Source organism: Aliiroseovarius marinus, assembly GCF_004360145.1.
Lineage (GTDB): Bacteria > Pseudomonadota > Alphaproteobacteria > Rhodobacterales > Rhodobacteraceae > Aliiroseovarius > Aliiroseovarius marinus.
Genome location: NZ_ML178716.1, coordinates 1 through 26,117, shown reverse-complemented (window position 1 = coordinate 26,117; position 26,117 = coordinate 1). Strand labels below are relative to the sequence as shown.

General features: G+C 59.0%; 22 protein-coding genes and 1 pseudogene. 11 read left to right on the top strand and 12 right to left on the bottom strand.

Annotated elements, in window-relative coordinates:
• Positions 1-8: 8 nt before the first annotated feature.
• From xdhB to guaD, 4 genes are all read left to right on the top strand, one after another.
• Positions 9-2,333 (top strand): xanthine dehydrogenase molybdopterin binding subunit, encoded by a 2,325-nt coding sequence (gene xdhB / locus EOL43_RS07425; protein ID WP_133487116.1) that lies wholly within the window; start codon positions 9-11, stop codon positions 2,331-2,333.
• A gap of 4 nt (positions 2,334-2,337) precedes the next feature.
• Positions 2,338-3,189 (top strand): xanthine dehydrogenase accessory protein XdhC, encoded by an 852-nt coding sequence (gene xdhC / locus EOL43_RS07420; protein ID WP_133487113.1) that lies wholly within the window; start codon positions 2,338-2,340, stop codon positions 3,187-3,189.
• 65 nt (positions 3,190-3,254) lie between these two features.
• The gene (locus EOL43_RS07415; protein WP_133487111.1) at positions 3,255-4,838 is read left to right on the top strand and encodes a xanthine/uracil/vitamin C permease; all 1,584 of its coding nucleotides are present in this window, start codon (positions 3,255-3,257) and stop codon (positions 4,836-4,838) included.
• An 82-nt stretch (positions 4,839-4,920) separates the two neighbouring features.
• The gene (gene guaD / locus EOL43_RS07410; RefSeq protein ID WP_133487109.1) at positions 4,921-6,273 is read left to right on the top strand and encodes a guanine deaminase; all 1,353 of its coding nucleotides are present in this window, start codon (positions 4,921-4,923) and stop codon (positions 6,271-6,273) included.
• 71 nt (positions 6,274-6,344) lie between these two features.
• On the opposite strand, the gene EOL43_RS07405 is transcribed toward guaD, so the two are convergent.
• Genes EOL43_RS07405 through puuE form a run of 3 tightly spaced genes read right to left on the bottom strand, consistent with a single transcriptional unit; the run spans position 6,345 to position 9,717 of the window.
• The gene (locus EOL43_RS07405; protein ID WP_133487107.1) at positions 6,345-7,769 is read right to left on the bottom strand and encodes a uracil-xanthine permease family protein; all 1,425 of its coding nucleotides are present in this window, start codon (positions 7,767-7,769) and stop codon (positions 6,345-6,347) included.
• 50 nt (positions 7,770-7,819) lie between these two features.
• Positions 7,820-8,308 (bottom strand): ureidoglycolate lyase, encoded by a 489-nt coding sequence (locus EOL43_RS07400; protein WP_133487106.1) that lies wholly within the window; start codon positions 8,306-8,308, stop codon positions 7,820-7,822.
• Positions 8,305-9,717: an allantoinase PuuE gene (puuE, locus tag EOL43_RS07395; protein ID WP_133487104.1), complete on the bottom strand. Its 1,413-nt coding sequence runs from the start codon at positions 9,715-9,717 to the stop codon at positions 8,305-8,307. The genes EOL43_RS07400 and puuE overlap by 4 nt, the downstream gene beginning before the upstream one ends.
• A 164-nt stretch (positions 9,718-9,881) precedes the next feature.
• On the opposite strand from puuE, the gene uraH reads away from it, so the two are divergent.
• Positions 9,882-10,235: a hydroxyisourate hydrolase gene (gene uraH, locus EOL43_RS07390; protein WP_133487102.1), complete on the top strand. Its 354-nt coding sequence runs from the start codon at positions 9,882-9,884 to the stop codon at positions 10,233-10,235.
• A 2-nt stretch (positions 10,236-10,237) separates the two neighbouring features.
• On the opposite strand, the gene EOL43_RS07385 is transcribed toward uraH, so the two are convergent.
• A complete protein-coding gene (locus tag EOL43_RS07385; protein WP_133487100.1) occupies positions 10,238-11,155 on the bottom strand; it encodes a LysR family transcriptional regulator in 918 nt (305 codons plus the stop codon).
• Positions 11,156-11,253: 98 nt separating this feature from the next.
• Between EOL43_RS07385 and EOL43_RS07380 the strand changes: the two genes are divergently transcribed.
• Together EOL43_RS07380 and EOL43_RS15530 are read left to right on the top strand one after the other, a co-directional pair.
• Complete coding sequence (locus EOL43_RS07380; protein ID WP_133487098.1) at positions 11,254-12,486, top strand: urate hydroxylase PuuD; 1,233 nt, start codon at positions 11,254-11,256, stop codon at positions 12,484-12,486.
• A 135-nt stretch (positions 12,487-12,621) separates the two neighbouring features.
• A pseudogene (locus EOL43_RS15530) lies at positions 12,622-12,732 on the top strand (IS6 family transposase); the annotation flags it as partial.
• A 78-nt stretch (positions 12,733-12,810) separates the two neighbouring features.
• Here EOL43_RS15530 and EOL43_RS07375 read toward each other — a convergent pair.
• From EOL43_RS07375 to capB, 7 genes are read right to left on the bottom strand one after another with little or no spacing between them, the layout of a single operon-like run.
• Positions 12,811-13,980, bottom strand: a complete 1,170-nt coding sequence (locus EOL43_RS07375) for an ABC transporter substrate-binding protein (protein ID WP_133487096.1) — start codon at positions 13,978-13,980, stop codon at positions 12,811-12,813.
• An 11-nt stretch (positions 13,981-13,991) separates the two neighbouring features.
• A complete protein-coding gene (locus EOL43_RS07370; protein ID WP_133487094.1) occupies positions 13,992-15,059 on the bottom strand; it encodes a branched-chain amino acid ABC transporter permease in 1,068 nt (355 codons plus the stop codon).
• A gap of 2 nt (positions 15,060-15,061) precedes the next feature.
• Positions 15,062-15,976, bottom strand: coding sequence for a branched-chain amino acid ABC transporter permease (locus EOL43_RS07365; RefSeq protein ID WP_133487092.1), 915 nt, complete (start codon positions 15,974-15,976; stop codon positions 15,062-15,064).
• A complete protein-coding gene (locus tag EOL43_RS07360; RefSeq protein WP_133487090.1) occupies positions 15,973-16,719 on the bottom strand; it encodes an ABC transporter ATP-binding protein in 747 nt (248 codons plus the stop codon). The genes EOL43_RS07365 and EOL43_RS07360 overlap by 4 nt, the downstream gene beginning before the upstream one ends.
• Positions 16,719-17,468, bottom strand: a complete 750-nt coding sequence (locus EOL43_RS07355) for an ABC transporter ATP-binding protein (protein WP_133487088.1) — start codon at positions 17,466-17,468, stop codon at positions 16,719-16,721. The genes EOL43_RS07360 and EOL43_RS07355 overlap by 1 nt, the downstream gene beginning before the upstream one ends.
• A 2-nt stretch (positions 17,469-17,470) precedes the next feature.
• A complete protein-coding gene (gene capA, locus EOL43_RS07350; protein ID WP_133487086.1) occupies positions 17,471-19,597 on the bottom strand; it encodes a caprolactamase subunit alpha in 2,127 nt (708 codons plus the stop codon).
• Positions 19,598-19,623: 26 nt separating this feature from the next.
• Positions 19,624-21,375 carry a caprolactamase subunit beta gene (gene capB / locus EOL43_RS07345; protein ID WP_133487084.1) on the bottom strand — a complete coding sequence of 584 codons (1,752 nt, stop codon included), beginning with the start codon at positions 21,373-21,375 and terminating at the stop codon, positions 19,624-19,626.
• A 272-nt stretch (positions 21,376-21,647) separates the two neighbouring features.
• Between capB and EOL43_RS07340 the strand changes: the two genes are divergently transcribed.
• From EOL43_RS07340 to EOL43_RS07325, 4 genes are all read left to right on the top strand, one after another.
• On the top strand, positions 21,648-22,601 hold the full coding sequence (locus EOL43_RS07340) for an AraC-like ligand-binding domain-containing protein (RefSeq protein WP_133487082.1): 954 nt from the start codon (positions 21,648-21,650) through the stop codon (positions 22,599-22,601).
• 127 nt (positions 22,602-22,728) lie between these two features.
• Entirely contained in the window at positions 22,729-23,403 is a 675-nt protein-coding gene (locus EOL43_RS07335; RefSeq protein ID WP_133487080.1) for a phosphatidylserine decarboxylase, read from the top strand.
• Positions 23,393-24,175, top strand: coding sequence for a CDP-diacylglycerol--serine O-phosphatidyltransferase (pssA, locus tag EOL43_RS07330; protein WP_133487078.1), 783 nt, complete (start codon positions 23,393-23,395; stop codon positions 24,173-24,175). Before EOL43_RS07335 ends, pssA begins: the two co-directional genes overlap by 11 nt.
• A gap of 9 nt (positions 24,176-24,184) precedes the next feature.
• Positions 24,185-24,805, top strand: coding sequence for a class I SAM-dependent methyltransferase (locus EOL43_RS07325; protein WP_133487077.1), 621 nt, complete (start codon positions 24,185-24,187; stop codon positions 24,803-24,805).
• A gap of 204 nt (positions 24,806-25,009) precedes the next feature.
• Here EOL43_RS07325 and EOL43_RS07320 read toward each other — a convergent pair whose 3' ends face one another.
• Positions 25,010-25,936 (bottom strand): LysR family transcriptional regulator, encoded by a 927-nt coding sequence (locus EOL43_RS07320; RefSeq protein ID WP_240686492.1) that lies wholly within the window; start codon positions 25,934-25,936, stop codon positions 25,010-25,012.
• Positions 25,937-26,117 lie beyond the last annotated feature (181 nt).

The window sequence follows — 26,117 nt, the reverse complement described above, 5'->3', positions numbered from 1 at the left end:
GCGACAAGATGAAAGACCTTCAGACCGTAAAAGGTGCCGCGCATCAGAACCTGAAACACGACAGTGCCGTCAAACAGGTGCAGGGCCGCGCGGACTATACCGATGACATCGCCGAGCCGATTGGCACGCTGCATGCCTATCTGGGCGTCTCGACCGTGACCCACGGTAAGATCCTGTCGATGGACCTGTCACGTGTGCGTCAAGCGCCGGGCGTGGTCACGGTGCTAACTGCCGAAGACGTGCCGGGTGTGAATGATGTCAGCCCCACGGGTCGTCATGACGAACCGGTCTTCCCGACCGAGAAGGTCGAATTCCACGGCCAACCTTTGTTCGCGGTTGTTGCCGAAACACGTGATGCTGCACGCCGCGCGGCCGAGCTTGCGGATGTGGATTATGAGGTTCTGCCGCATGCGCTGGACCCTGTCGCTGCGGAACAGGCAGGGATGCCCCTTGTCACTGATCCTTTGAAGTTGGAGCGCGGGGATATTGAGGCCGGGTTTGCCGAAGCCACGCACCGTATCTCGGGTCAGATGATCGTCGGCGGGCAGGATCACATGTATCTGGAAGGCCATATCGCCTTTGCCATCCCCGGCGAAGATGACGACGTGATCGTTCATTGCTCGACCCAGCACCCAAGCGAGGCGCAGCATATGGTGGCCCATGTTCTGGGCGTTCCAAACAATGCGGTCGTAGTCAATGTGCGCCGTATGGGCGGCGGGTTCGGCGGCAAGGAAAGCCAGATGAACCTGTTCTGTGCGGTCGCGGCGCTGGGTGCCAAGAAGTTGAACCGCCCGGTCAAGATCCGCCCGGATCGGGATCAGGATATGACCGCCACCGGCAAGCGCCATGACTTCGTGATCGACTATGATCTGGGATTCGATGGTGACGGTCGTATTCAAGCGGTGGAAAGTCAGTTTGCCGCGCGCTGTGGATATTCCTCGGACCTGTCTGGTCCTGTCACCGACCGCGCGCTGTTTCACGCGGATAACGCCTATTATTATCCCAATGTGCGCCTGACCTCGCGCCCGCAAAAGACCAACACGGTCTCGAACACCGCGTTTCGTGGGTTCGGTGGGCCGCAAGGGGCTGTGGCGGCCGAGCGGATGATCGAAGAGATCGCGTTTGCGCTGGGCAAGGATCCGTTGGAGGTCCGCAAGGCGAACTTCTATGGCGATGAAACCGATGGGCGCAATGTGACGCCCTATCACCAGACCGTCGAAGACAATGTCATTGGTCGGATCGTGGATGAGCTGGAAGACAGCGCGGATTATCAAGCACGTCGCAAAGCGATCCTTGAACATAATGCCAAAGGCGGCGTAATCCGTCGCGGCATCGCATTGACGCCGGTGAAATTCGGCATCTCGTTTACCGCCACCTGGTTCAATCAGGCCGGCGCTCTGGTCCATGTCTACAATGACGGCTCGATCCACCTGAACCACGGCGGGACCGAGATGGGGCAGGGGCTGAACACCAAAATCGCGCAGGTTGTGGCTGAAGCCTTTCAGGTCGATTTCGACCGGATCAAGATCACCAAAACCACGACCGAGAAAGTGCCGAACACCTCGGCCACGGCTGCCTCGTCCGGGGCGGACCTGAACGGTCTGGCGGCGCTGGATGCGGTGGAACAGATCAAGGCGCGGTTGGAGCAGTTTGCAGTGGAAAGCCGTGGCGTGTCGGAAGATGCAGTCGAGTTCCGTCCCAACCATCTGCGCATCGGGGACGAAACCATCGCCTTCGATGCTTTCGTCAAAGAAGCCTATATGGCCCGTGTGCAGCTCTCGGCAGCCGGGTTCTATAAGACGCCGAAAATCCACTGGGATCGTGCCTCGGGCACCGGGCGGCCGTTCTATTACTACGCCTATGGGGCCTCGTGCTCCGAGGTCGCCATCGACACGCTGACCGGCGAATACCGGATCGAGCGGACGGACATCCTGCATGATGTGGGCCGGTCGCTGAACCCGATCTTGGACAAGGGGCAGGTAGAAGGCGCCTTCGTTCAGGGCATGGGCTGGCTGACCACGGAAGAGCTGTGGTGGGACGACGCAGGCCGTCTGCGTACCCATGCGCCGTCGACTTACAAGATACCGCTCGCCAGCGACCGCCCGCGTGAGTTCAACGTAAACCTTGCCGACTGGTCCGAGAACCGCGAGATGACGATCAAACGGTCGAAAGCGGTGGGCGAGCCCCCGTTTGTGCTGGGCGTTTCGGTGCTGGAGGCGCTGTCGATGGCGGTGGCGTCGGTGAATGACTATCGCACTTGTCCCCGTCTTGAAGCTCCGGCCACACCCGAACGTGTCTTGATGGCGGTTGAACGCCTGCGCGCACAGGATTGATCCGATGTATTCCGCTCAATCCCTTCAACAGTTCCTGACAGGTCCCGGCCCGGTCGCCAGCGTGCGACTGACCAAAGTGCGTGGTTCCTCCCCCCGCACGGCCGGGACCGAAATGTTTGTGCGGGCTGACGGGTTGTGGGGGACCATCGGAGGTGGGCAGTTAGAGCATCTGGCGATTGAGGCCGCGCGAAACCTGCTGGCGAATGGCGATCTGTCGCAACATTTGGATGTCCCCCTTGGGCCGGAGATCGGGCAATGCTGCGGTGGACGGGTCGAAATCACGCTCGCACGGATGAGCGCGACGGACAAAGATATCGCCTTGGATGCTGTGCACATGGAAGAAGCCGCGCAGCCTGCGGTCTATGTGCTGGGGGCGGGCCATGTGGGACGCGCGCTGGCGGAACTGTTCCAGCACCTTCCGGTGCGCTGCGTGTTGGTAGACCAACGCGAAGACGAGCTAGCTTTGTCGCACGCCTCTGTCGAAAAACGGCTGAGTGTCGTGCCTGAATTCGACGTGATGAACGCGCCGAAAGGCAGCGCCTTCATCGTGCTGACCCATGACCACGGGTTGGATTTTCTGCTGACTTCGGCCGCGCTTGAACGTGGCGATGCAGCCTATGTTGGAATGATTGGGTCCGCCACAAAGCGGGCGAAATTCGCCAGCTGGACCCGTAAGAATTGCGACGACCTGTCTGTCGCACCCTTGATCTGCCCCATCGGGGCAGGCGGTAGCCGCGACAAGCGGCCCGCCGTGATCGCCGCCCTCGTGGCGGCAGAAGTGATCACGGCATTGACCTCTGAAACTGCCGCAAAATCCCCTGACTGGGGCGCTGTCTCGCATATCGCGGCGCAGTGAAGCAACGCGGGTTGGGATGTGTTGAGGAGAACGCCCCCGACCCGGTCTGACTGAAGGAGGTCCCCATGAGGGATGGGAGTTACACTTACAAGCTGTTTCACCGCAGCGACTTCAGCGCGTTTTGGGCGCTGTTCACAGACAACTTGATCAACTTGATGGTTCTGGCAGGCATCTGCCAGTTCGTCTTCCAAATGCCGGCGGACATCGTCTATGGCCGCATCGTACCCGGGGCCGCTATCGCGATCCTTGCGGGTATCGCGGTCTATGTGGGCCTTGCCAAACGCGCGGCGGCCCAGCATGGGCGGGATGTGACGGCGATGCCTTACGGCATCTCGACGCCGGTGATGTTCGTCTATCTGTTTGGCGTCATTGGGCCGATCTACTGGTCAACGAATGACCCGGTTCTGGCCTGGCAGGTCGGGATTGGCGCGGGCTTCATGGGGGGTATTGTTGCCGCCATGGGCGCGATCATCGGCCCTTGGCTGAAGCGCGTCACGCCACGCGCGGGGATGCTGGGCACACTGTGCGGCATCGCGCTTGTGTTCATCGGCACCGTGCCGCTGGCCACCGTGTTCGAGAACCCGTTCATCGGTTTTGCCTCGATGATCATCATCCTGTGGGGACTGGTCGGACGCTTCCGCCTGCCGTTCAACATCCCGGCCGGTCTGCTTGCGCTGATCGTCGGCACGATCGTGGCTTTTGCCATTGGCGAGGCCAAGATCAGCACGGATGGCGTCGGTTTCTACCCACCCATGCCCTATATCGGTGACCTGATCGCAGGTATCCAGCACCTGTTCGCCAACCCGGAGCTGTTCCTGGTTCTGGTGCCGGTGCAGATCTACAACTTCATCGAAACGATGAACAACGTGGAAAGCGCCGAGGCTGCGGGCGACCACTACCCGGTTGCGACCTGCCAGATCACCGATGGTGTCGGCACGATGGTTGGCGCTGTCTTTGGATCTCCGTTCCCGACCACCGCCTATATCGGCCATCCGGCCTATAAGCGCATGGGGGCACATGCGGGATATATCATCGGCGTGGGCGTCGTGATCCCTCTGGCCGCGTTCCTTGGCCTGTTGGCGTTCCTGAATAACCTGATCCCCGTGGCCGCTGCTGCGCCGGTTCTGGTGTTTGTTGCGCTAAGCCTGATCACCAACACGGCCCATTCGGTCAAGACCGACCATATGGCGGCGGTAACCTTCGCGATGATGCCGCACGTGTCATCCTTCCTGATGGTCAAATGGGGATCGCTCATTGGCGCGCTTGGCGCTGTCGGCGTGGCGGGCCTGCCGAAGCTAGGCGATGAGGCGTTGACCGCTGCCCTTCTGCAGCAAGGTGCACATTTCGAGGGCCATCTGGCGCTATCCCAAGGTGCAATCCTGACCGGATTGATCTGGGGTGCCATTGTGGCCAGCGTCATTGACGGCAATTTCAAGAACGCAGGCGGCTTTGCCTTCGCGGCGGCCATTATGTCGGCTTTTGGCATCATCCATGGCGCCAGCCTGCATTGGCCGGAACTCAGCGGCGTCTCTGCGGGTTACTTGATCTCGGCGGCGTTCCTCTACATCTACCCGCTTTTCCACAAGGAAGACGAGCTGGTGAACGAGAATGTCGTGGTTGAGGAAGCCCCAACCACGCCTGCGGAATAACGCCCTGAACCTTGGAGTGGGCCGCGGCGTTAACCGTCGGCCCACACCCTTTCCGCTCACTCTCAGAAAATCGGAACACCAAATGACGAACACACAGCCGCGGACGCTCCTGCGGGGGCGGACGCTCGACTTTAACCGCAAGCCTTTGGATGAAAACGACACCGAGGCTTACAACTACGTAGCGGATGGCGCGATCCTGATCGCAAACGGCAAGATCGAAGCGACCGGTCCCTACGACCAGATTTCTGCCCGCGCACCAGATGCGACGGTAATCGACCACCGCCCGCATCTCTTGATGCCTGGCTTCATCGACATGCATGTCCACTTTCCACAGGTGCAGGTGATCGCCTCGTGGGGCGCGCAGCTTCTGGACTGGCTGAACACCTATACATTCCCGGAAGAAACCCGCTTTGCAGACGATGCCCACGCCGCTGCGATGGCCGCGCATTTCTGTGATCTGCTGACCGGCCACGGCACCACCACGGCAGTTGCCTTTGGGTCCGTCCATGCGGGATCGGTCGACGCGCTGTTCACAGAAGCCGCCAAGCGCAACATGTGCATGATCAGCGGCAAGGTCATGATGGATCGCAACGCCCCCGATGAGCTGCGGGATACGCCGCAGACGGGCTTTGACGACGGTAAGGCGCTGATCGAGAAATGGCATGGCAAAGGCCGCGCGCAGTATGCGATCACGCCGCGCTTTGCGATCACCTCGACACCTGAACAGATGGAAATGGCGGGCGCGTTGGTGGCCGAGCATCCCGAATGCTACGTCCAAACGCATCTGAGCGAAAACCATGACGAGATCACCTTCACCGCCGAACTCTATCCCGACGCGCCCGACTATCTGGGTGTCTATGAGCACTATGGATTGCTAGGTGAAAAGACCTTGCTGGGGCACGCCATTCACCTAACCCCGCGCGAGATTGACGTGCTGGCCGAGACGCGCTCGAAGCCAGTCTTCTGCCCGACCTCGAACCTTTTCTTGGGCAGTGGTTTGTTTGACGATGCGGGCCTTCGTGCGCGTGGAATTCAGAACGGGATCGCTACGGATGTCGGGGCAGGGACCAGCTATTCGATGCTGCAGACCCTGAATGAGGGCTACAAGATCCTGCAGCTTCAGAACCAGAAACTGCACCCGCTTGCGGCGTTTGACTGGATCACCCGTGGCAATGCCGAGGTTCTAGGTCTGTCGGATAAGATCGGATCGCTGGCCGAGGGGACGGACGCCGATATTGTGGTTCTGAACGCCCGCTCGACCCACGCGATGGACCTTCGGATGCAACGGGCCGAGACCCTATCCGAAGAACTGTTCATCCTGCAGATGTTGGGGGATGATCGCGCAGTTGAGCAGGTCTATGTGGCGGGGATCGCGTCGAAATCTGTGCCAACGAGCGCGGATCCTGAGAAGCTGACCCAACCAGTTGCGGCGTAGTTTTAGCCCATTTCCAACAAAAAAAGCGGCGTGAACCTCACGCCGCTTTTCACTTTGCTTAAGTGCCGTTCTTAGCCGTTATCGCTGTTCGGCAGGGATCCTTGACCGTGTCCAGATAACCCGCCCGAGACTTCTTCGGTCGATTCATTCGACAGTTCCTCGGGAAGCACCAGGTTCAGCACAATCGCGATCAGTGCGGCAGGCAGGATGCCCGACGTGGCCAGAACCTTGATCGTCGCGGGCAGATGCTGCAGCGCACCCGGCTCCAACTGAAGGCCAAGACCCAGCGACAGCGAAATAGCGAAGATCACCATGTTGCGGCGGTTCCAGTCGACATCCGAGAGCATCGAAATACCCGCCGAGGCCACCATGCCGAACATCACAATCACGCCACCGCCCAGCACTTCAATCGGGATGGACGAGATGATCGCACCGATTTTAGGGATAAGCCCGGCAAGGATCAGGAAGATCGCACCGATGGTCACCACGTGGCGGCTCATCACGCCGGTCATGGCAATCAGGCCCACGTTCTGGCTGAACGAGGTGTTGGGCAGAGCACCGAACAGGCCCGAGACCGCCGTGCCGATACCGTCAGCATAGGTTGCGCCTTGGATCTCGGTGTCGGTTGCTTCGCGTCCGGCACCACCTTTGGTAATCCCCGAGACGTCGCCAACGGTTTCCACGGCAGAGACGAAGGACATCAGACAGAAGCCGATGATCGCCGCGACCGAGAACTCGACACCGAAGTGGAAGGGGTTCGGAAGCGCGAAGGGCGCTGCGCGGCCAACATTGCCAAGGTTCACCTCGCCGATGACGAAGGCAAAGATGTAGCCCACGATCAGGCCGATCAGAACCGCGGATACCGACAGCATGCCACGGGTATAGAACTTAAGGCCAAGCGTGACGAAGATCACGACCAGCGCCATGGTCCAGTTGATCAGCGATCCATATTCAGGCTTGCCGATAGCCGGAACGCCGCCTGCAGCATACTGAATGCCGACCTTGACCAGCGCCAGACCGATCATGGTCACCACAAGGCCTGTCACCAGTGGTGGCAAGGCAAAGCGAATCCTGCCGATGAACAGGCCCAGGAATGCGTGGAATAAGCCCCCCACGATGACCCCACCCATCAGGACCGCGATGGCATCAACTCCTTTGCCCGCAACCAGCGGGATCATGATCGGGATGAAGGCAAAAGATGTACCCTGAACAATGGGCAGACGGGCGCCTGCCGGGCCCAGACCGATGGTCTGGATCAAGGTGGCGACGCCCGCAAAGAACATCGACATCTGGATCATATAGATCATCTGCGGAAAGTCCGGGCTGTTCGAGCCGAACCCGAACCCAGCAGCCCCGCATATGATGATGGCTGGCGTGACGTTCGAGACGAACATCGCCAGCACGTGTTGGATGCCCAAGGGCACAGCCTTGGCAAGTGGTGGTGTGTAATTGGGATCGCGCAGCTGCTCTGGCGTCCCGATGGATGTGTTAGCCATTTTTCTTCCTCCCTATGATGCCCGTGACGGCTTCTCTTCCGGCTTCGGGCTTATGGCTTCTCGATTCTGATTTCCTCCTTGAACCAGTGTTCCTGCAGGTTCGGCCCCGTGCCGATCCTGTCGATCACCGCAAACTGTCCCTGATCAGAGAGGGGGGCACAGACCCCGTGCCAGGTATTGCGGTGGTAATTCACGCCCTGTCCGGGCTGTGCGATGAAGGCCACGGGTGTCCCCGGTTGGCCGCCCGCGTCCGGGGCGACGACCACCAGATAGGGTGCGCGGCTGATCGGGATGAAGGCCTGACTTCCGTCCGGATGGCGCTCGACCATGTCCAGCGTCAGCGGCAGGCTACGTGCCTCGGCGTCAAAGATGCTGATCCCGGCCTGTCCATCTGAAAAATCCAGCGTCGCCCGGTCGTGATACCGCCCGCAAAGCCCTTGATTGATCATTTTGTCCGGCGTGCCCGTGGTGTCGAGCACGTCGCCAAAGGGCGCGAATGCCTCGGGTGTCAGGGGCAGGGGGGTAATGGTCAAGGTCATGCGGCGAACTTCTCTTCCAGACGAAGCTCGGCGATGCGTTCGACCTGTCGGCAGGCCTCGGCAAACTCGGTGTCACGGTCATTGCCGATTCGGCGATGGAACGCCTCCAGAATGCTCGGCTTGGTGTTGTCCTTCACCGCGATGATGAAGGGGAAGCCGTGCTTGGTCGTGTACGCTTCGTTGAGCTTCGTGAAGGTCGTGCGTTCCTCGTCCGTCAACATATCCAGACCAGCGCCCGCCTGTTCGGCGGTGCTTTCCGCGGTCAACCGTCCGGCGGCGGCGAGTTTCCCGGCCAAGTCGGGGTGTGCCACCAGCACGCCCAAGCGCGCCTCTTCGCTGGCGCTGCGGAAGATGCGCGCGAGGGCGTTGTGGACGCCCGCAGCCGTGTCATGGGTTGGTCCCAGTTCCAGACCAAACGCACCCTCGGCAATCCAAGGGCTGTGTTCGAACACGCCGCCGAACTCGGCCACGAATGTCTCTTGGTCCATTTCGGACGGTTTTATACCTTGCATCGGGGGGTGCTCCTTGGCCCAGTGATCTGCGATCTGCTCACGGGTAGCGAACCAGACACCATCATGCGATTTGAAGTAGTCGATGACGCGTTTTAGCGCCGCGGCTCGGCCCGGACGCCCGATCAGGCGGCAATGCAGGCCAATGGACAGGATCTTGGGTGCGCCGGATTTTCCTTCGGCATAGAGCATGTCGAAGCTGTCTTTCAGATAGCTCTCAAACTGGTCGCCATTTGTGTATCCCGCCTGAATCGCGAAACGCATGTCGTTGCAATCCATCGTGTAGGGAACCACCAGTTGGTCCTTGCCTCCAACGTTTATCCAATAGGGAAGATCATCGGCGTAACTGTCAGCGATATAGGCGAAATCGCCTTCTTCAGCGGCCAACGCCACCGTGTTCATCGAGCAGCGACCGGTGTACCAGCCGCGCGGGGGCGTGCCGGTGACTTCGGTATGCAGGCGGATTGCCTCGCGGATCTGCGCGCGCTCTTCGTCAGGCGACATATCCTTGTGCTCGACCCATTTCAGGCCGTGGCTCGCGATCTCCCAGCTTGAGGTCTTCATCGCCTTCACTTGTTCTGGCGCGCGCGCCAAAGCCGTGGCCACGCCATAGACCGTGACCGGCAGGTCCCCAAGCAGGCGATGCACACGCCAGAACCCGGCCCGCGACCCGTACTCATAGATGGACTCCATGTTCCAATGCCGCTGTCCCGCCCAAGGCTGTGCCCCGGTGATTTCAGACAGGAAGGCTTCGGATGCTGCGTCCCCGTGCAGGACGCAGTTCTCGCCGCCTTCTTCATAGTTCAGGACGATCTGAACGGCGATCTTTGCGTCGCCCGGCCATTTGACGACCGGTGGCTTGGCGCCGTATCCGGTCATGTCTCGTGGGTATCGTGTCACGTGGTTTCCCTTTGCTAGTCTTGAATGTCATTCTAGGTCAGAAAATCTGCACACACTTTCAAAATAAATAAGAAGGATTGTTTGGCAGTCGGGCTCTGTGTGCATCTGCGCTTCCAGACTAAGAAGAGGGTGCCAAGCAAAAGCCCATATAGGAGACACCGAAGATGACAGGCTACCTGACCACGCATGTGCTTGATACCGCCCGCGGGTGTCCCGCTGAGGGCTTGAAGATCGAGCTGTTTCGGCTGGATGGCGCTGAGCGCACTCTGCTTAAAACGCTGGTGACCAACGACGATGGGCGGACGGATGAACAGATCCTGCCTGCCGAGAAATTTGAGACCGGCGAGTATGAGCTTGTGTTTTACGCGGGGGATTACCTAGACAGCATCGGTGTTCCGCCTGAAGCGCCCCGATTTCTGGATGTGATCCCGCTGCGCTTCGGCATGTCCGAGGCATCGCACTATCACGTGCCACTGCTTCTATCGCCCTTCGGGTATTCGACCTATCGCGGCAGCTAAACCTAGCCCTGATCCGTGCTGCGGATGCTGGTCGCGATCCGGTCGATCACGAACTCCATAAACAAGCGAGACTTGGGATCCTGACCGCGTCGATGGGTGAACAAGCAAGCCATCTGGATCGGTTCGGGCGGGGTTTCGGTGGCGACGGGCACCAGCCGCCCCGACTTCAGGTGTTCCGAGATTTCGAAAACCGGCTTCATCGCGATGCCGTTTCCACCCAGCGCCCAATCGGTCAGTACATCTCCGTCATCCGATTCATAGCGCCCCGTTACGCGAAAGCGTTTCGGGCCGTCTTTCGTGGTGAGTAGCCACTGGAATTCGGTCGCGCCGGGGAAGCGCAGGTTCAGGCATTCATGCCCATCGTTGATCAGGTCGTCGCCGTTCCGCGGCATGCCGCGTTGCTTAATATACTCAGGCGTCGCACAGAGGACGCGTTCGACATCCGCAATTTTGCGGATCTTCAGGTTGCTGTCTTCCGGTTGCCCAAGGAAGAACGCGAGATCGAGCCCCTCGGTGGTCAGGTCCACTTTGCGGTCGGTCAGGCGCAGGCGCACGCTGACTTCCGGGTATTTTTTCAGAAAGTCCGGCACCAAGGGGGCGATCAGACGACGCCCGACGCCCAACGGGGCAGCGACATAGAGCGGCCCTTTGGGATTATCTGTAATATCAACAATTTGTGCCTCGGCATTCTCAACGGCTTCAAGGATTTCCGTTGCGCCGCGATAGAACCGCTCGCCCTGTTCCGTGGGGGCCAGACTGCGTGTGGTGCGTTGAAATAACCGGACGCCCAGATAGTCTTCGAGCTGTGAAATGCGCGAGGATGTCACCGCAGGCGACACCCGAAGGTCGCGTCCAGCCGCGGACATGCTGCCCAATTCATAGACGCGGACAAAGGTTCGGATGTTGGCGAGGTAGGACATTGTTCTGTTTTTTTTGATGCTGCTTGGTATTTAGCAGCAATACCAGAATAAATATGCTTAGCATAGAGTGTCGCTAAGACGAAAACTGGAGGTATGCCATGTACGACCTGGCAATTATGTGGGACTGGATCGCGTTTTCTGTGCGGTGGCTTCATGTCATCACCGCGATGGCGTGGATCGGGGCGTCATTCTATTTCATCGCGCTTGATCTGATGCTGAAACCCAATCCCAATCTGCCCGACGGCGCCTATGGCGAGGAATGGGAAGTCCACGGTGGCGGGTTCTATCACACGGTCAAATACCTTGTGGCCCCATCCGAGATGCCCGAGCATCTGACATGGCACAAATGGCAAAGCTACACGACATGGCTGTCGGGCGCGGCGCTTTTGATGATCATCTATTGGGTCGGCGGAGAGCTGTTCTTGCTGGACCCGACCAAGGCCGATCTATCGCTATGGCAGGGCATTTTGATCTCGGGCGGATCGCTGACGATCGGCTGGCTGCTCTATGACCAGATGTGCAAATCTAAGCTGAGCGAGAACCCAACGCTTCTGATGCTGCTGTTGTTTGTGATCCTTGTGGCGATGTCATGGGGCTATAACCAGATCTTCACGGGGCGCGCGGCGCTTCTGCATCTGGGGGCGTTTACGGCGACTATCATGACGGCCAACGTGTTCTTCCAGATCATGCCCAACCAGCGCATCGTTGTGGATGACCTTAAGAATGGCCGCACGCCGGATGCGAAATACGGCAAGATCGCCAAGGTGCGCTCGACCCACAACAACTATCTGACCCTTCCGGTCGTGTTCCTGATGCTGGCGAACCACTATCCGTTGGCGTTCGGTACCCAGTACTCTTGGATCATTGCCAGCCTGATCTTCCTGACGGGCGTTACTATCCGTCACTACTTCAACACCATGCACAAGACGGGCAGGGGGCCGAACTGGACATGGTTGGTGACGGTGCTTCTGATGATCTTGATCGCGTGGCTGTCGACGGTGCGCACTGGCGAAACCTACGAGGATGCCGAGGCGCGCGAGATGACTACTTTTGAGCAGAAGTTTGCCGCGGCCGATGGGTTCGAAGATGCGTTTTACGCCGTGGTCGGCAACTGTTCGATGTGCCACGCCCGCGAGCCGTCATGGGATGGCATGTACTGGGCGCCAAAGGGCGTTGTTCTAGAGACCGAAGCTGATGTCGCGCGTCATGCCAAGCAAGTCTACCTGCAGGCGGGCGCGTCCCACGCCATGCCGCCACCCAATGCGATCGAGATGGATCAAGAGGGTCGCGATTTTATCGTCGCTTGGTACAAGGGCGCCACGTCCAACTAAGGACGCAGCGCGTTTTTAAGCACTACTCAGGATTGGAGCGCCAAGGCCGGTTGGTTTTGGCGCTCTATTACTTTCCACGACGGTGCCAGAGGAAACTCACCCAAGGCGGGCAGAGTGTTGAATTGGCATCCCACCATGTCCAAACACACTCTGTTTCAGAACTTCAAAACCAGTCCCGAGATCATTTGCTTTGCGGTGATGCTGTATGTCTGGTTTCAACGCTCGCCTCGGAATGTCGAAGACGTGCCATCCGACTTGATGGAAAGGTGCCCCTCGCACAAAGCGAGGGACACCCGAGTGTCTGCGCCGACAACGGAGGGCAGATTAGTTCAGCAAGACCTCCAGCGGGACCGGGGTGCTGATCCTCCAATTGCCAGTCACTCCCGGGGTGCCATCCGTGATTTCGATGATCTGCATCTCGGCAGAGTTCTGGTGGTGAATGGCATCCGAGAAACTCCGCGGACCGAACGCCGTGGGTTCGTCACGCATCTTTTCAAGCTCGGCGGTGACAGCGGCGCCATCCAAGCTTCCGGCACGCTCGACCGCTTTGGCCCACAGGTCGATCAGCACATAGCCCGGATAGGCGTATTGGCTGGCGGGGCGGCTGCCGGTCGCTTTTTCATACGCCATGTTGAAGGCCTCGACATCCGCGCGCGGATCATCGCCATAGATCGATCCCTGCACGGGCACAACGAAACCGGACAGGTTGGGCGTGGCGTCGAGCCAGTATGATCCATCCACGGCCGAGCCGTTCAAGATCAGCGAGTTGATCCCAGCGGCACGGATCTGCCGCACGGCCGAGGCGGCGCCGGGAATATAGCTGCACAGCATGATCACGTCCGGCTCGGTCTCAAGCGCCTTGATCCGGGTGATCTGGCTGGCAATCGAGGCATCACCGTTTTTGAAGGTGTCACGACCGACGATGTCACCACCGGCACTTGGGAACATCCAGTCAAAGCCGGTGCAAATGCCTTTGTTGTACTCGATTGTGGTATCCAGCAGCACATACCCCGTTTTCGCCCCACGGTCTGCCATGGACCACTCGGCCATGGTCGCGCCCTGAACCGCTGCCAGCACCGAGGCCGAGAAGCTGTTCGGGCCGACGCCCTGAATGCCCGCTTTGATGTCTTCGGCGCACAGGAAGAACGAGTTCAGCCCCGCCCCTTCCGCTGCCAAGGCCGCCGGTGCACCAAAGTCATAGTCGCAGTTGACGACCAGCATATCGGCGCCTTCGTCGATCAGCTGCAGACCGGCACTGGCGGACTGGGCCTGGTCAGATTTGGTGTCGGCCTCGATCCAGTTGATCTGGCGCCCCAACAGCCCCCCAGCGGCATTGATTTCGTCAATGCGAATGCGAGCTGCCGTGGTTGCGGGTGTATCATAGGCCTCAAGCCAGCCTGACTTGGCGATGGCAAAGCCGACGGTGATATCGTCTGCCAGACCTGCACCAGCCGTTGCGAGGCTTATTGCCATAGCGGTTGCTAAGCGTTTCATAGGGTTTCTCCTCAGTTGGTAGATTGTGGTTCTTGTTTGGAATTTCGTACGCGCAACCCGAAGGCTGGCAGGCGAAGCTCGCGGCCTCCGGTCAGGCCGGTCGGGCGGATGATCAGCACAAGGATCATGATGATGCCGATCAGGATTTCCTGAGCACCGCTGGGCAGCGCAAAGCTGGCGCCCCCGATATCAATCCCGCGCTCGAAGCGGACCAGCCCTTCGATCAGCACCGACAGGACCAGCACACCGATCACGGCACCGGACAGGCTGCCAATTCCGCCGACGACCAGCATCGCAAGCGTGATGAAGGTGATGCCAAGGTAGAAGCTGTTGGGATTTAAGACGCCCAAGGAATGGCCCAGAAGGACGCCCGAGACGCCGGTGAAAAAGCCCGAGATCACTAGCGACAAAAGCCTGTGGCGGTACATGTTCACACCAGACGCGGCTGCGGCGACCTCGTCTTCGCGGGTTGCGCGTAGCGCCAGTCCCGAGGCCGAGTTGGCATAGATCGCTGCGGCCAACACCGCCACACTCGCCCAGATCAACGTGACCCATTCATCTGCATAGCGGTCCAAGCCCACGACGGATGAGGTCGCACCGGTCACCCCTTCCCAGTTCGAATAGACCGTGTCCACGATGGCAAGGAAGGCGAAGGTCGCGATCGAGGCCGCGATGCCCGACAGGCGCAGGATGGCAGCGCCCACGATCAGGGCGACCAGAGCCGCCAGCAGGCCCGAGACCACCGTGGCAGGCAGATGTGGCCACTCAGCTGACGCCAACCAAGGTGGCAGGTCAGGCAGGAACATACCCTTCATCTGCGGGCGCAGCGTCAACCACGCGGAACAATAGGCGCCGATGGCCATAAAGCCCGCATGACCAAAGCTGACCACGCCGGAATTGCCGACGAAGATCCACAGCCCGACCACGAAGGTCACTCGGATCAAGGTTTGCGCCGCCATGCGCGCCAGAGATTTGTCTCCCGTGGCCGTGATGATCAGCACAAAGGCCAATAGGATTGCGATCAGGATGACAGGAGTGGTCAGTGCGCGAAGTCGGTTTTGGCGGTGTGCGTCCATCATGATTAAACCCTCGGCTTGGCAGAGGCCGATGCGAACAGACCCTGCGGACGAAGCAGCAGGCTGACGATCACCAGCGTGTAAAGGAAAGCGTCGCGAAACGGCCGTGCGTCCAGCGGCAAAGCGGCCTGCAAGACGACCGACACGGCCCCGATCAGAAAGCCTGCCGCAACCGCGCCGGGCAGCGACCCAAGCCCGCCGATCACCGTCGCGATGAAAGCAACCAGCATGATCTGCCCGCCCATGCGGACATCCGCGACACCGGTCTGAGTGACCATGATCATCGCCACGGCCGCCGCCATTGCGCCGGACAGGGCGAAGGCCCCGGTGATCACGACATTTGCCCGCACCCCTAAAAGCCGTGCCATGGTGAAGTTCTCGGCAGCGGCGCGCATCTCAAGCCCAACGCGGGTTTTCTTCAGCAAAAGCGCCAGCACGCTGACCACCAGAAGCGTGGTGATGATGACGATCAGCTGCAACAGCGGAACAGACGCCCCGACCACCGAGATCGGGGTGTTGAGGTCAGGCCACAGGCTGATTGCCTTGGGGCGGCTGCCATAGACCGCCAACAGGGCGTTTTGGATGACAAAGCCAAGCGCAAAGGACGAGATCATCATCGCGACCGGGTTGGCGTTACGCAATTGCCGGAAGACGAGGTATTCCGAGGTCACCGCAATCAGCGCCCCAAGCGCCAACAGGACAGGGATAAGCAGGATCGCCGGTGCCTTGCCCAAGAACATCACCGCCACCGCATCCGACGACGGCACGATCAAGGCAAAGACGCAGAAGGCGATGTATTCGCCATGGGCAAAATTCACCAAGTTCATCACGCCGAAGATCAGCGCGATCCCCAGTGCTGCCATGGCATAAATCCCACCGAGCGCGGCCGCATCGAAGAACAGCTGAGGGACAGCATTCATAGTGCTTCCTCCATAGATTTGGATTGATCGGCTTGACCGAAATAGGCCTCTTTCAGCAGGTCACGCTTGGCGAACTCGGCTGCGTCGCCGTCTCCCACGACCTGACCACCACGCAGAAGCACCATGCGCCCACCGACCCGCGCCGCCCGGGCCGAGCTTTGCTCGACGATCAGCAGCGTCAGGCCGCGTTCCTGTTGCAGGGCGACAAGCGTGTCATAGACTTGGTCAACGATGTTTGGCGCAAGCCCCAGCGAGGGCTCGTCCACCATCATGAGCTTCGGGTTGGTCATCAGTCCGCGCCCGATGGCCAGCATTTGTTGCTGTCCACCCGACAGCGCACCGGCATTGGCATGGCGGCGTTCGCCCAAGATGGGGAAGGCGTCGTAAATTTCAGAAATATCACCTTCGATGGCCTGTTTGTCGGCGCGAATACCAGTGCCGACGCGCAGGTTTTCCTCAACCGTCAGGGTGCTGAAGATATCGCGCCCCTCAGGCACCATCGACAGGCCGTATCGCGCAATCGCCTCGGCGCTTTTTCCGGTGATGATGTCACCGTCCAGCTCAACCCTCCCGTGGCTGCTGGACACAGCCCCCGCGATGGCCTTGAGCAGCGAGGATTTTCCCGCGCCATTGGGCCCCGACACGAACAGTCGTTCGCCTTCCTGAAGGTGCAGGGTCACCCCACCAAGCGCCGGAACTTTGCCATAGCGCACTTCAAGGTCATATACTCCTAGCTTGGTCATCACGCGGCCTCGCTATCGGCGCCAAGATAGGCATCGCGCACTTTCTGGCTGGACAGGATGAGCGCGCGGTCGCCTTCCTCGATCACTTGTCCGGCATCGAGGACATAGACGTGGTGCGATACCTCAAGAACCAACCCGACATTGTGTTCGATCAGCAAAACACCGATGCCCAGCTCGTCCGCGACGCGTTTGATCAGCGCGGCCAGATCGGACGCCTCGGCCTCGGACATGCCTGCGGCTGGCTCATCAAGCAGAAGGAAGTCGGGGCTGAACATAAGTGCCCGGGCAATGCCGACGCGGCGCTCATCCGTATAAGGAAGCCCCGCTGCGGGCTGCTGGGCTAGATGGGGGACACCCATCCAGCTCAGCAGCCGCTGTGCCTCGGCCTCGGACGCGGCGCGGGTATATCCCAGCCCAACGCCCGTGACCGCAAGGTTGTCCAGAACATCCAGGCCGGTGAACAAGCGGCCAGCCTGGAAGGTGCGGGCCACACCGGCCCGGCGCAACTGGTGCGGCGGCAAAGTGCCGACATTCCTGCCCCCAAGCGTCACAGTGCCCGTGGTCGGAGCCTGAAACCCGGTCAACGTGTTGACCATGGTGGTTTTACCGGCCCCGTTCGGGCCGATCAGCCCATGAACCGCGCCCGGGGTGATCGTTAATGTGACATCGGTCAGGGCTTTGAACCCACCGAAGGCCACCGTCACCCCGGACGCAGCCAGGGAGGAACCCGTTTCTTTCCGCCGCGCCATCTTCAGACCTCGGCCAGTTCTTTGATCTGTTCCAGCGGGCCGCGGTCGGTTTCCGCATCCGCAGTCAGAACATAAACGCCGGTGTCATGCAGGCTGACGGTCCAGCCGGGCTCGACCACGATGGTGGTCGTGACCTCTTCGATCACCGCGGGGCCATGTAGCGTGTCCCCGGCGCCCATGGCAGAGCCGTCATAGACTGGCGTGTCCTGCGCGATGCCATCGGCATTGAACACCATCGGGCGGGTGCCCTTTAGGGTTTCATGCGCGCCTTTACCAGCGGCAATGGTCATGCGCTCGGGCTTGTCCACATGGCCGGCAATGGTGCTTTCCACGTTGACGATCTCGACCGCGTTATGCGGTTCGTCATAGGTGTACAGCTCTTTGTGGCGAGCGTGGAACGCGGCCTTGATGTCTTCAATCGTGGCTTCGGTGACCTCGAACGGATTGATCTCGACCGTGCATTCATGCACCTGACCGACATAGCGCATATCAAGCGACCGACGGATTGAGATGCGGTCCTCGGCGAACCCATCACCCGCCAGATCGACCTTGCCGCGCGCCTCGAGCGAGGTGAACAGATCGTCCAGTTTCTTTGCCGCAGCTGCCCCTTCCAGACGGATCGGTGCGGGCGCCATGTAGTTGTATTTGACGTCCGAAATGATCTGCCCATAGGCGCACAGCCCCGAGGCAAGTTTCGAGATCAGAACCTTCGAGATTCCCATTTCGCGCGCCAGTGCGGTGATATGCGCGCCCGTGGCACCACCAGCGCCCATCAGCACGAAATCACGCGGGTCATAGCCCCGTTCGACCGACACCCGGCGGATGGCGTTGACCATGTTGTTGTTAACGATGGTGAACATGCCATAGGCGGCTTTCTCGACGGAAATGCCCAGCGGGTCGGCAAGGTTCGTTTGGATCGCACCGCGCGCCTTGTCGACATCCAACGGAAGCCGTCCACCAACCAGCCCGTCCGCATTCAGATAGCCCAGCACAAGGTTGGCATCGGTCGTCGTCGGGTTCTCGCCGCCTTGCCCATAGCAGGCAGGCCCGGGTTCAGATCCAGCCGATTGCGGCCCCATCTGCATCAGACCCATCGAGTCGATCCAGCCGATCGAACCGCCCCCGGCACCCAAGGTTTCCACCTGGATCATCGGGATGCCGATACGATAGCGCAGGAAGTCGATGTTCTTGTTGACGTTGGCCTGCCCGTCCTTGGTCAGGGTGATGTCGAACGAGGTGCCGCCCATGTCACAGGTGATGATGTTCTTGTCACCCCAAGGCTCGGCCACGTCCAGCGCCGCCTGCGGTGCCGATGCAGGGCCAGAGTTGATGGCATAAACGGATTGATCCGATACCACTTTGCCCAACGCCAGACCGCCGTTTGATTGGAAGTACCGCACCGGATGCTGGCTGCCCAGCTCGCGGAAATAGGCGTCGATGGCTTCGACATAGCGCTGCAGGATCGGCGCCAGATAGGCGTTCACGATAGCGGTCGAGGTGCGGGTGTATTCGCGCACCTGCGGGTACAGCTGGCTGCCCACGGTCAGGCGCACATCGGGCATCATCTCGCGGACGATCTCGGCGGCGCGGTTTTCGTGGTCGGGGTGCAGCACCGACCAGACAAAGCTGATCGCGACCGATTCAACGCCTTCCGCGATGAAGTAACGGCAGGCGTCGCGCACATCTTCCTCGTTGATCGGCGTCTTGACCGACCCGTCCGAGATCACCCGCTCGCTGACCCCCTTACGCAGGTGGCGCGGCACCAGCATGGTTGCGGGCGGATAGTCCGGGTCATAGCGATAGCCGTCTTCTTTGTGGCCCAAGCGGATTTCGATGGAATCCTCGTGCCCCTTGGTGGCGATCAGGCCGGTCTTGGCCCCGGTATGGGTGATCAGCGCATTCAGCCCCACCGTGGTGCCGTTGATGCACAGGTCCGAGTTCGACACGATTTCCTGCGCCGTCAGCCCAGTTTCTTCAGTGATCAGCGCCAAGCCATTCTTGATGGCCTTGGTCGGCTCAGTCGGGGTCGACAGAACCTTGAAGATCCGTGTCCCACCCTTTTTGTCGGCAAGAATGAAGTCGGTGAATGTGCCGCCGGCGTCGATGCCCAGACGATATTGGGTTCGCATAGTTTTGTTCCTTTCAGTCAGGGGCTTCAGGCCGCAGCGCGGGCTTTGGCTGTGGCGTTTTCGTCGATGGAAAGCGTGTCGGCGTCCGAGATGATCACGCCGTAGTCCAGCCGCGCGCCTTCGATCGAGACGAGGCCATTGCGGACGTCCTCGACCACCTTCAGGGGGTCACGTTCAAACGGGTTGCCAAAACCACCGCCGCCGGGGTTCAGGTTTGCTGCGATCTCGCCGGGTTTGATGGTTTCGATCACGTTGTCGGTGATGATTTGGGTTTCGCCATCGCGGGTGATTTCAAGACGGCCGACTTTCTTGTGGACCATTTCGGATTTCGCCCCAGCGGCCCCCATGGCCGGAATGCGGCGCCCTTCGCCGAAGGTGACCAGCGTCATGTCGGTGTCCAGCGGTTCGACCGCCCAGCGCGTGCCGGACCCACCGCGGAACTTGCCCGCGCCACCGCTGTCTTCCATCAGACCGTATTCATGGATGATGATTGGATAAGAGTGCTCGAGCATCTCAATGTCGCCCGAGGTCAGCGCGCCGAAGCAGCATTCCGGTCCGCAGGCGTGCCAGCCATCTTGGCTTGCCGTGGCGCCCGCGCCCGAGATGATCGAGGCCAGCACCATGGTGACGTATTCCTCGTCATGGCGGCTGTCCCACCCGGCAATATTGCAGCCATTGGCGTGACCCCAGCTGGCAGACACCTTGTCAGGCGCGGCCTGTTCAAAAGCCAGTCGCACCGCGTCGGTCAGCGTTTCCATTGGCGTGGTGGTGCAGTTCATATGCGGGGCGGGCGACTGCGCGTTACACAGGGTGCCCTTCTTGCCCATGTCGACTGTCACATTGCGGTATAGCCCTTCGTTATAGGGCGGCGGCAATTGTGCGAACATCATCAGGCCGAGATAGACTCCGGAATACGAGTTCCCCTCGTAGGAGTTGATGAAATAGGGCACCTGCGGCGGGCTTTCGATCTCGATATGGCAGCTGTCGCCGGTGATCGTCACGGTTGCGGTGATGTCGAAATCCCCAAACCCGTGGCCCGCGTCTTCCAGAACGGCCGTGCCCGAATAGGTCCCGTCCGGCACTTGCGCGATCAGGCCGTTCATATGTGCGTTGGCCATATCCAGAAGCTCGGCAATGCACTCCTGCACCACATCCTTGCCGTATTTGTCCATCAGCGCGGTCAGGTTGCGGGCACCCACTTGGCAGGCCCCAATCAGCGCGTTGAAGTCGCCTTCCTGATCGCGCCGTGCACGCATGTTGGTCAGCAGCATGTTCATGATGTCATTGCGCGGAACACCCTTGTCCCACAGCTTGATCGGCGGAATGCGCAGACCTTCTGCAAAGATCTCTTTCGCTTCGGGGTTATAGCCCGCAGGCACCGGCCCACCGATATCCGTCAGGTGCCCCTTACAGACGGTCCAGAACACCAGCTCGCCTTCATAGAACACCGGGTAATACATGCAGGTGTCGATGATGTGGCTGCCACCATAGGCGGGATCATTGTGCAGGATCAGGTCGCCCTCGTGGATGTCACCCTCGAAGAAATTGGCGACCGACTTCATCGCCGGGATCAACGATCCAAGGTGAATCGGAATATCCTGACCCTGCAAAATCATCTCGGGGGTGTGGTTGAACAGCGCCGTCGAATAATCATGCGCCAAGTTGAAAACCGAGCTGCGCGCGGTCTTTTCCAAGGCCAGCGTCATTTCGCGCTGAGTGGTTTCCAATACGCCGCGCACCACCGAAAGCGTGATGGGGTCAACTTGTCTATTAGCCATTCGTTCTGGTCCTTTGCATGGGCGCAAAGGGGCCGCCTGATCCGAGCATTCTTCCGCTTGATCCGGCGCGCTCCTCCTGCACGTCGAACTTGTGATCCCAGCTTGTCGCGGCTTGTTGGGCTGGTCTTGACGATGAGCGCAGAACCGTTTGCAGCTTTGTGCAGAACAATTTGCCGCTCAGCGCAGAACCGTTTGCAGCAGAGTGCAGAACCTCCAAATTCCTTTGTTTTATTGAGAGGCTTGGCTATGGTCAGGCTTGGGAGGAGACGCATATGACCGCCGAGTTCACATTCTCGACGGCCACGACAGAGCCGCAGCACCGCTCCAGTAAATGGAATGCGGTGGTAAATGATGCGTATTTTCCGCTGGAACTTCAGTTCCGAGATCCCATCCATTTCAACGGACAGTTAAGCCGGATGTCGATGGGGCATGTGGGCATGTCCCGACTGACCTCGGATCCGCTCAGCTATGAACGGCGGCGCGCGCATATTCGTGAGGCGCGGGAAGAAGAATATCTCATCACTCTGCCGCGGGCCACATCGGTCGAGTTCCGCCAGTTGGGGCGCGAGGTGCGGTGCGATCCGGGCGGCTTCATCATTGAACGCGGCGACGAGCCCTATCGGTTCCTCTATGAAAACCCCAATGACCTGTTCGTTCTGAAAGTCGGGCGTAAAGCGCTGGAAGAGCGCGTGCGCCAACCCGACCGATTTTGCGCGAAAGTATTCAATGCCACGTCGGGCACGGCAGGACTGTTCGCCTCTATGGTCGATCAGGCCCAGTCGAAGTTTGCAGATCTCGGAGCGGCTGCGGGCGAAACCGTAGGGCGCCAGCTTCTAGAACTGCTTGGCCTTGCCCTTGACGAAACGGTTGACGCAAGCTCAAGCAATCTCTCTGCGGTGCGCACCGCGCATATTTCCCGGGTCGAGAAATTCATCCGCGAGAACCTTAAAAACCCAAACTTGTCCCCCGATCTGATCGCTGAAAGCTGCGGGATTTCGAAACGCTATCTGCATGACCTGTTCAAGGATGTGAATGGTACGGTCAGCCAGCAAATACGGGATCAGCGCCTGATCGCGGCGCGGGATCGTCTGGCCACGGCGCCGGGGCTTCCGATCTCGGAAGTCTCCTATCGTTTTGGCTTTTCGGATCAGGCGCAGTTCTCTCGCCTCTTCAAGAACAAGTTCGGTATCACGCCATCGGCCTTCAAGGCAGAGATCAGCGGATAACCTTCCTTGTTTCTCCAAGCTATGAATCCCGAAAGCGGCCAGCACTAGCACTGATTTTCCAAACATACTTGCGTTTAGGTCTAATCCACTTATGAACGTCGTTGGTTGACCTTAAGGAAATATTACGATGCGAATGCGCGATACATTTATCAAACCAATGCACCCTGAGGGCATAAAGTTTGTAGCTATCTTTGCAGCCATCACGGTCGTCCTGTTCCTGTTTTCCAATCTGTTGGGTTGGATCGGCGTAGGTCTTACCATTTGGTGCTACTATTTCTTTCGCGATCCTGAACGCGTACCACCAACGCGAGAAGGGCTGATCGTCAGCCCCGCTGACGGAGTTGTTTCGCTGATCGAAAAAGCTGTTCCGCCCCAAGAGCTTGGGATGCCGGATGAGCCCCTTACACGCGTTAGCGTGTTTATGAGCGTGTTTAACTGTCATGTGAATCGCACACCGATCGAAGGTGAAATCACAGCCATTGCCTATCGCCCTGGCAAGTTCTTCAACGCATCGCTGGATAAAGCCAGCGCCGACAATGAACGCAACAGCCTGCGCATTCGGATGACAAATGGTCAGGATCTGGCCTTGGTGCAGATCGCCGGTCTGGTGGCAAGACGTATCGTCTGCTTTGTCAAACCGGGGGACATGATGCAGACCGCCGAAAGATTTGGACTGATCCGGTTCGGCTCGCGGCTGGACGTCTACTTGCCTGACGGTGTGGTCCCGTTGGTAAGCATTGGACAAACGATGATTGCGGGTGAGACCGTTCTGGCAGAGCTGAATATGTCGGATGAACGGTAAAAGAAACAGGCCAGTGGCGGGCCCAATCGACAAAAAGGAAAACGCGTTCACGCTTTTCCAGCTTCTGCCAAATGTGCTGACGATATTGGCAATTTGTGCGGGGCTGTCCGCCATCCGGTTTGGAGTTCAGGGCAACTACACGCTTGCGGTTCAGCTTGTGATGGTCGCCTGTATCCTAGATGGAATAGACGGGCGTATTGCGCGGCTTCTTGGGGTCGATAGCAAAATGGGCGCGGAGCTTGATTCACTTGCCGACTTCCTAAATTTTGGGGTGGCGCCGCCTCTCATTATCTACTTTTGGGGTCTGCAGGATATCCCGAGCACCGCTTGGATTTTCGTTCTTATTTTTTCCGTGTGTTGCGTCATGCGGCTGGCCCGTTTCAACGTCGGAAGCAAATCCGAAGACGTTGCTCAGCAGTCACCTCAAGAGAAAGCTTATTTCGAGGGCGTGCCCGCGCCTGCAGGTGCGTTGCTGGTCATGTTGCCGATGTATCTTTCTTTTGCCTTCGCAGATGCATCGCTGCTGCCGGGAAGTGTCATCTGCATCTACATGGTCTTTATCGGTCTTCTGCTGATTAGCCGCATACCGACCTGGTCGTTTAAAACCACCAAGATTTCCCGTGGTAATGTAAAATTCTTTCTCGTCGGAGTAGCCTGCGCTGGAGCGGTTGTCCTGACATTCGCCTGGATCTCGTTGATCGTGCTGTGCCTGGGGTATGTGGTGACGGTCATCTGGGCGTGGCTTGAGAAGGGGCTACAATCAAAGCATTAGGGACCAGATATGGACATCAAAGCTGTGCAGTCTTCCTATGCCCGTTGGGCACCCGTCTATGACAAGACATTCGGAGCAATCACCAATGTCGGCAGGCGATGTGCTGTGGAGTACATCAACAGCCGTGGCGGAAGTGTCCTTGAGGTTGGAGTGGGCACCGGGCTGTCGCTGGAGCAATACAAACCCGGCATGCATGTGACCGGGATCGATTTCAGTGCAGAAATGCTTCAGAAGGCCCGCGACAAAGTGCAAGCGTTGGAGCTTAGCCAAGTCGAAGAGTTGCGTAAGATGGATGCCCGCACACTCGATTTCCCAGACAACCATTTTGACACCATTGCGGCGATGCATGTGTTGTCTGTTGTCCCTGAACCGGAGAAAGTGATGGCCGAGATCGCTAGGGTTTGCAAACCGGGCGGAAAGGTGGTGATCACCAATCATTTCGAGCGAAAACAGGGCGTGATCGCGTCTCTGGAGCGGCTATTCGCACCCTTCGCCAATACCATCGGCTGGCACTCTGATTTCGAGATCGAGATTGTATTGCAAGAGGATGCCCTGACGCTTGAAGAGCAGCGCGCGCTGCCGCCGCTCGGGATGATGACCTTTCTGGTGCTTGGAAAAAGCGGTGGTTGAATATCTTCTTATCCGTCAACACTTCTCCTATGTCCGTGTCATCGAAAACAGGTTTAAGACGGGCAGGGCGCTGACATAGCCCCGCCACAACTTTGCAAGTTTAACCAATCCGTCGCTCTTGCCGCGTGGCGCGGTCTTTGTGCAGCGTAAAGGGCAGTGATGCCGGTCTAGGCGAGACGGATTAGAACTCGCCTGACAGCCCCACTATTCCGAATGTTGCCGCTCTAGCGTTTGCATAAAGAGAGATGTGATCCGGTTGGGATTTGGCCTGCGCCGCGTGACCGCGCAGAAGGTTGTGCGATAGTAAAGCTGGTCTGGTAGAATGGGCCTCATGCTTCCACGTTGTTCGAAAATTCTGGCAAGGTGATCTGGAAGAAAACCAATATAGCGCCCAGACAGGATCAAAATGGACAATGCGTGTTCGCTTTGAACCTTGGCAGACCGACGCAGTCCAAGTTTCTGCCCCACATGCAAATTGGGTGAGTTCACACTGATGCCCGCATAGTTGGTCCGGCGCACGTCAGCCAATGACAGCCCCGCATCACTGCGTTCGAAAAACTCGTGGTCCCTGCCGCAATATACATACATGTTCTCGCCATAGATCGGCACATAGTTCAGGCTGGGCGAGGGCCGGTGCTGAGCGATGATGCCGATATCCAGCTCTCCTCCGATGACTTTGGTTTCAATGGCGGTCGGCGGTTCGATTGACAGGTCGATTTCTACATTCGGCGCAGCCAAGTTAAACGCCGCGATGGACTTTGCCAGATTCACCTCGGGGTTTGAGGCACACTGGTCGAAAAACGCAATGCGGATCGTGCCGACCAGTCTTTTCTTGATTTCATTCACCTCGGCGCGGAAGTCCGAGACACTGCCCAACAGGCTGTCGGCGGCTTCAAGAACCTTCGCGCCGTCCTCAGTCAGCGCGAATCCGGCTGGCCCCCGATCACACAATCGCAGGTCCAATCGATGCTCCAAGTCGGAAAGATGCTTCGAAATTGTGGATCGACCGATGTTCAATTCGGTCTCGGCTGCCGCCAAACCACCGCTTTCGACCACAGATTTGAAGATCCGCAGCAGCTTGAGATCGGCATCTCCGATATTATTAACAAGTGAATTCCGTGCCATAACCATGTTCGCAATATGTGAAACTTTGCGCGCAAAAGTTTATATTTTTGAAACGTTAATGACAACCTACCCTCTTTGCACCGAGGCGAACGGGATCATTGAAAGCGCATGAGGAGAGCGCGTTCCGAAGTCGCCCGATCATCCAAGATGTCAAGGGCGGCGCAAAAGTGGGCCAGTAGGGCGGCGT

Excerpts from the sequence above, each read along its gene's own strand:
- xdhB (WP_133487116.1), top strand. The coding sequence starts at position 9 with ATGAAAGACCTTCAGACCGTAAAAGGTGCCGCGCATCAGAACCTGAAA.
- xdhC (WP_133487113.1), top strand. The coding sequence starts at position 2,338 with ATGTATTCCGCTCAATCCCTTCAACAGTTCCTGACAGGTCCCGGCCCG.
- EOL43_RS07415 (WP_133487111.1), top strand. The coding sequence starts at position 3,255 with ATGAGGGATGGGAGTTACACTTACAAGCTGTTTCACCGCAGCGACTTC.
- guaD (WP_133487109.1), top strand. The coding sequence starts at position 4,921 with ATGACGAACACACAGCCGCGGACGCTCCTGCGGGGGCGGACGCTCGAC.
- EOL43_RS07405 (WP_133487107.1), bottom strand. The coding sequence starts at position 7,769 with ATGGCTAACACATCCATCGGGACGCCAGAGCAGCTGCGCGATCCCAAT.
- EOL43_RS07400 (WP_133487106.1), bottom strand. The coding sequence starts at position 8,308 with ATGACCTTGACCATTACCCCCCTGCCCCTGACACCCGAGGCATTCGCG.
- uraH (WP_133487102.1), top strand. The coding sequence starts at position 9,882 with ATGACAGGCTACCTGACCACGCATGTGCTTGATACCGCCCGCGGGTGT.
- EOL43_RS07385 (WP_133487100.1), bottom strand. The coding sequence starts at position 11,155 with ATGTCCTACCTCGCCAACATCCGAACCTTTGTCCGCGTCTATGAATTG.
- EOL43_RS07380 (WP_133487098.1), top strand. The coding sequence starts at position 11,254 with ATGTACGACCTGGCAATTATGTGGGACTGGATCGCGTTTTCTGTGCGG.
- EOL43_RS07375 (WP_133487096.1), bottom strand. The coding sequence starts at position 13,980 with ATGAAACGCTTAGCAACCGCTATGGCAATAAGCCTCGCAACGGCTGGT.
- EOL43_RS07370 (WP_133487094.1), bottom strand. The coding sequence starts at position 15,059 with ATGATGGACGCACACCGCCAAAACCGACTTCGCGCACTGACCACTCCT.
- EOL43_RS07365 (WP_133487092.1), bottom strand. The coding sequence starts at position 15,976 with ATGAATGCTGTCCCTCAGCTGTTCTTCGATGCGGCCGCGCTCGGTGGG.
- EOL43_RS07360 (WP_133487090.1), bottom strand. The coding sequence starts at position 16,719 with ATGACCAAGCTAGGAGTATATGACCTTGAAGTGCGCTATGGCAAAGTT.
- EOL43_RS07355 (WP_133487088.1), bottom strand. The coding sequence starts at position 17,468 with ATGGCGCGGCGGAAAGAAACGGGTTCCTCCCTGGCTGCGTCCGGGGTG.
- capA (WP_133487086.1), bottom strand. The coding sequence starts at position 19,597 with ATGCGAACCCAATATCGTCTGGGCATCGACGCCGGCGGCACATTCACC.
- capB (WP_133487084.1), bottom strand. The coding sequence starts at position 21,375 with ATGGCTAATAGACAAGTTGACCCCATCACGCTTTCGGTGGTGCGCGGC.
- EOL43_RS07340 (WP_133487082.1), top strand. The coding sequence starts at position 21,648 with ATGACCGCCGAGTTCACATTCTCGACGGCCACGACAGAGCCGCAGCAC.
- EOL43_RS07335 (WP_133487080.1), top strand. The coding sequence starts at position 22,729 with ATGCGAATGCGCGATACATTTATCAAACCAATGCACCCTGAGGGCATA.
- pssA (WP_133487078.1), top strand. The coding sequence starts at position 23,393 with ATGAACGGTAAAAGAAACAGGCCAGTGGCGGGCCCAATCGACAAAAAG.
- EOL43_RS07325 (WP_133487077.1), top strand. The coding sequence starts at position 24,185 with ATGGACATCAAAGCTGTGCAGTCTTCCTATGCCCGTTGGGCACCCGTC.
- EOL43_RS07320 (WP_240686492.1), bottom strand. The coding sequence starts at position 25,936 with ATGGTTATGGCACGGAATTCACTTGTTAATAATATCGGAGATGCCGAT.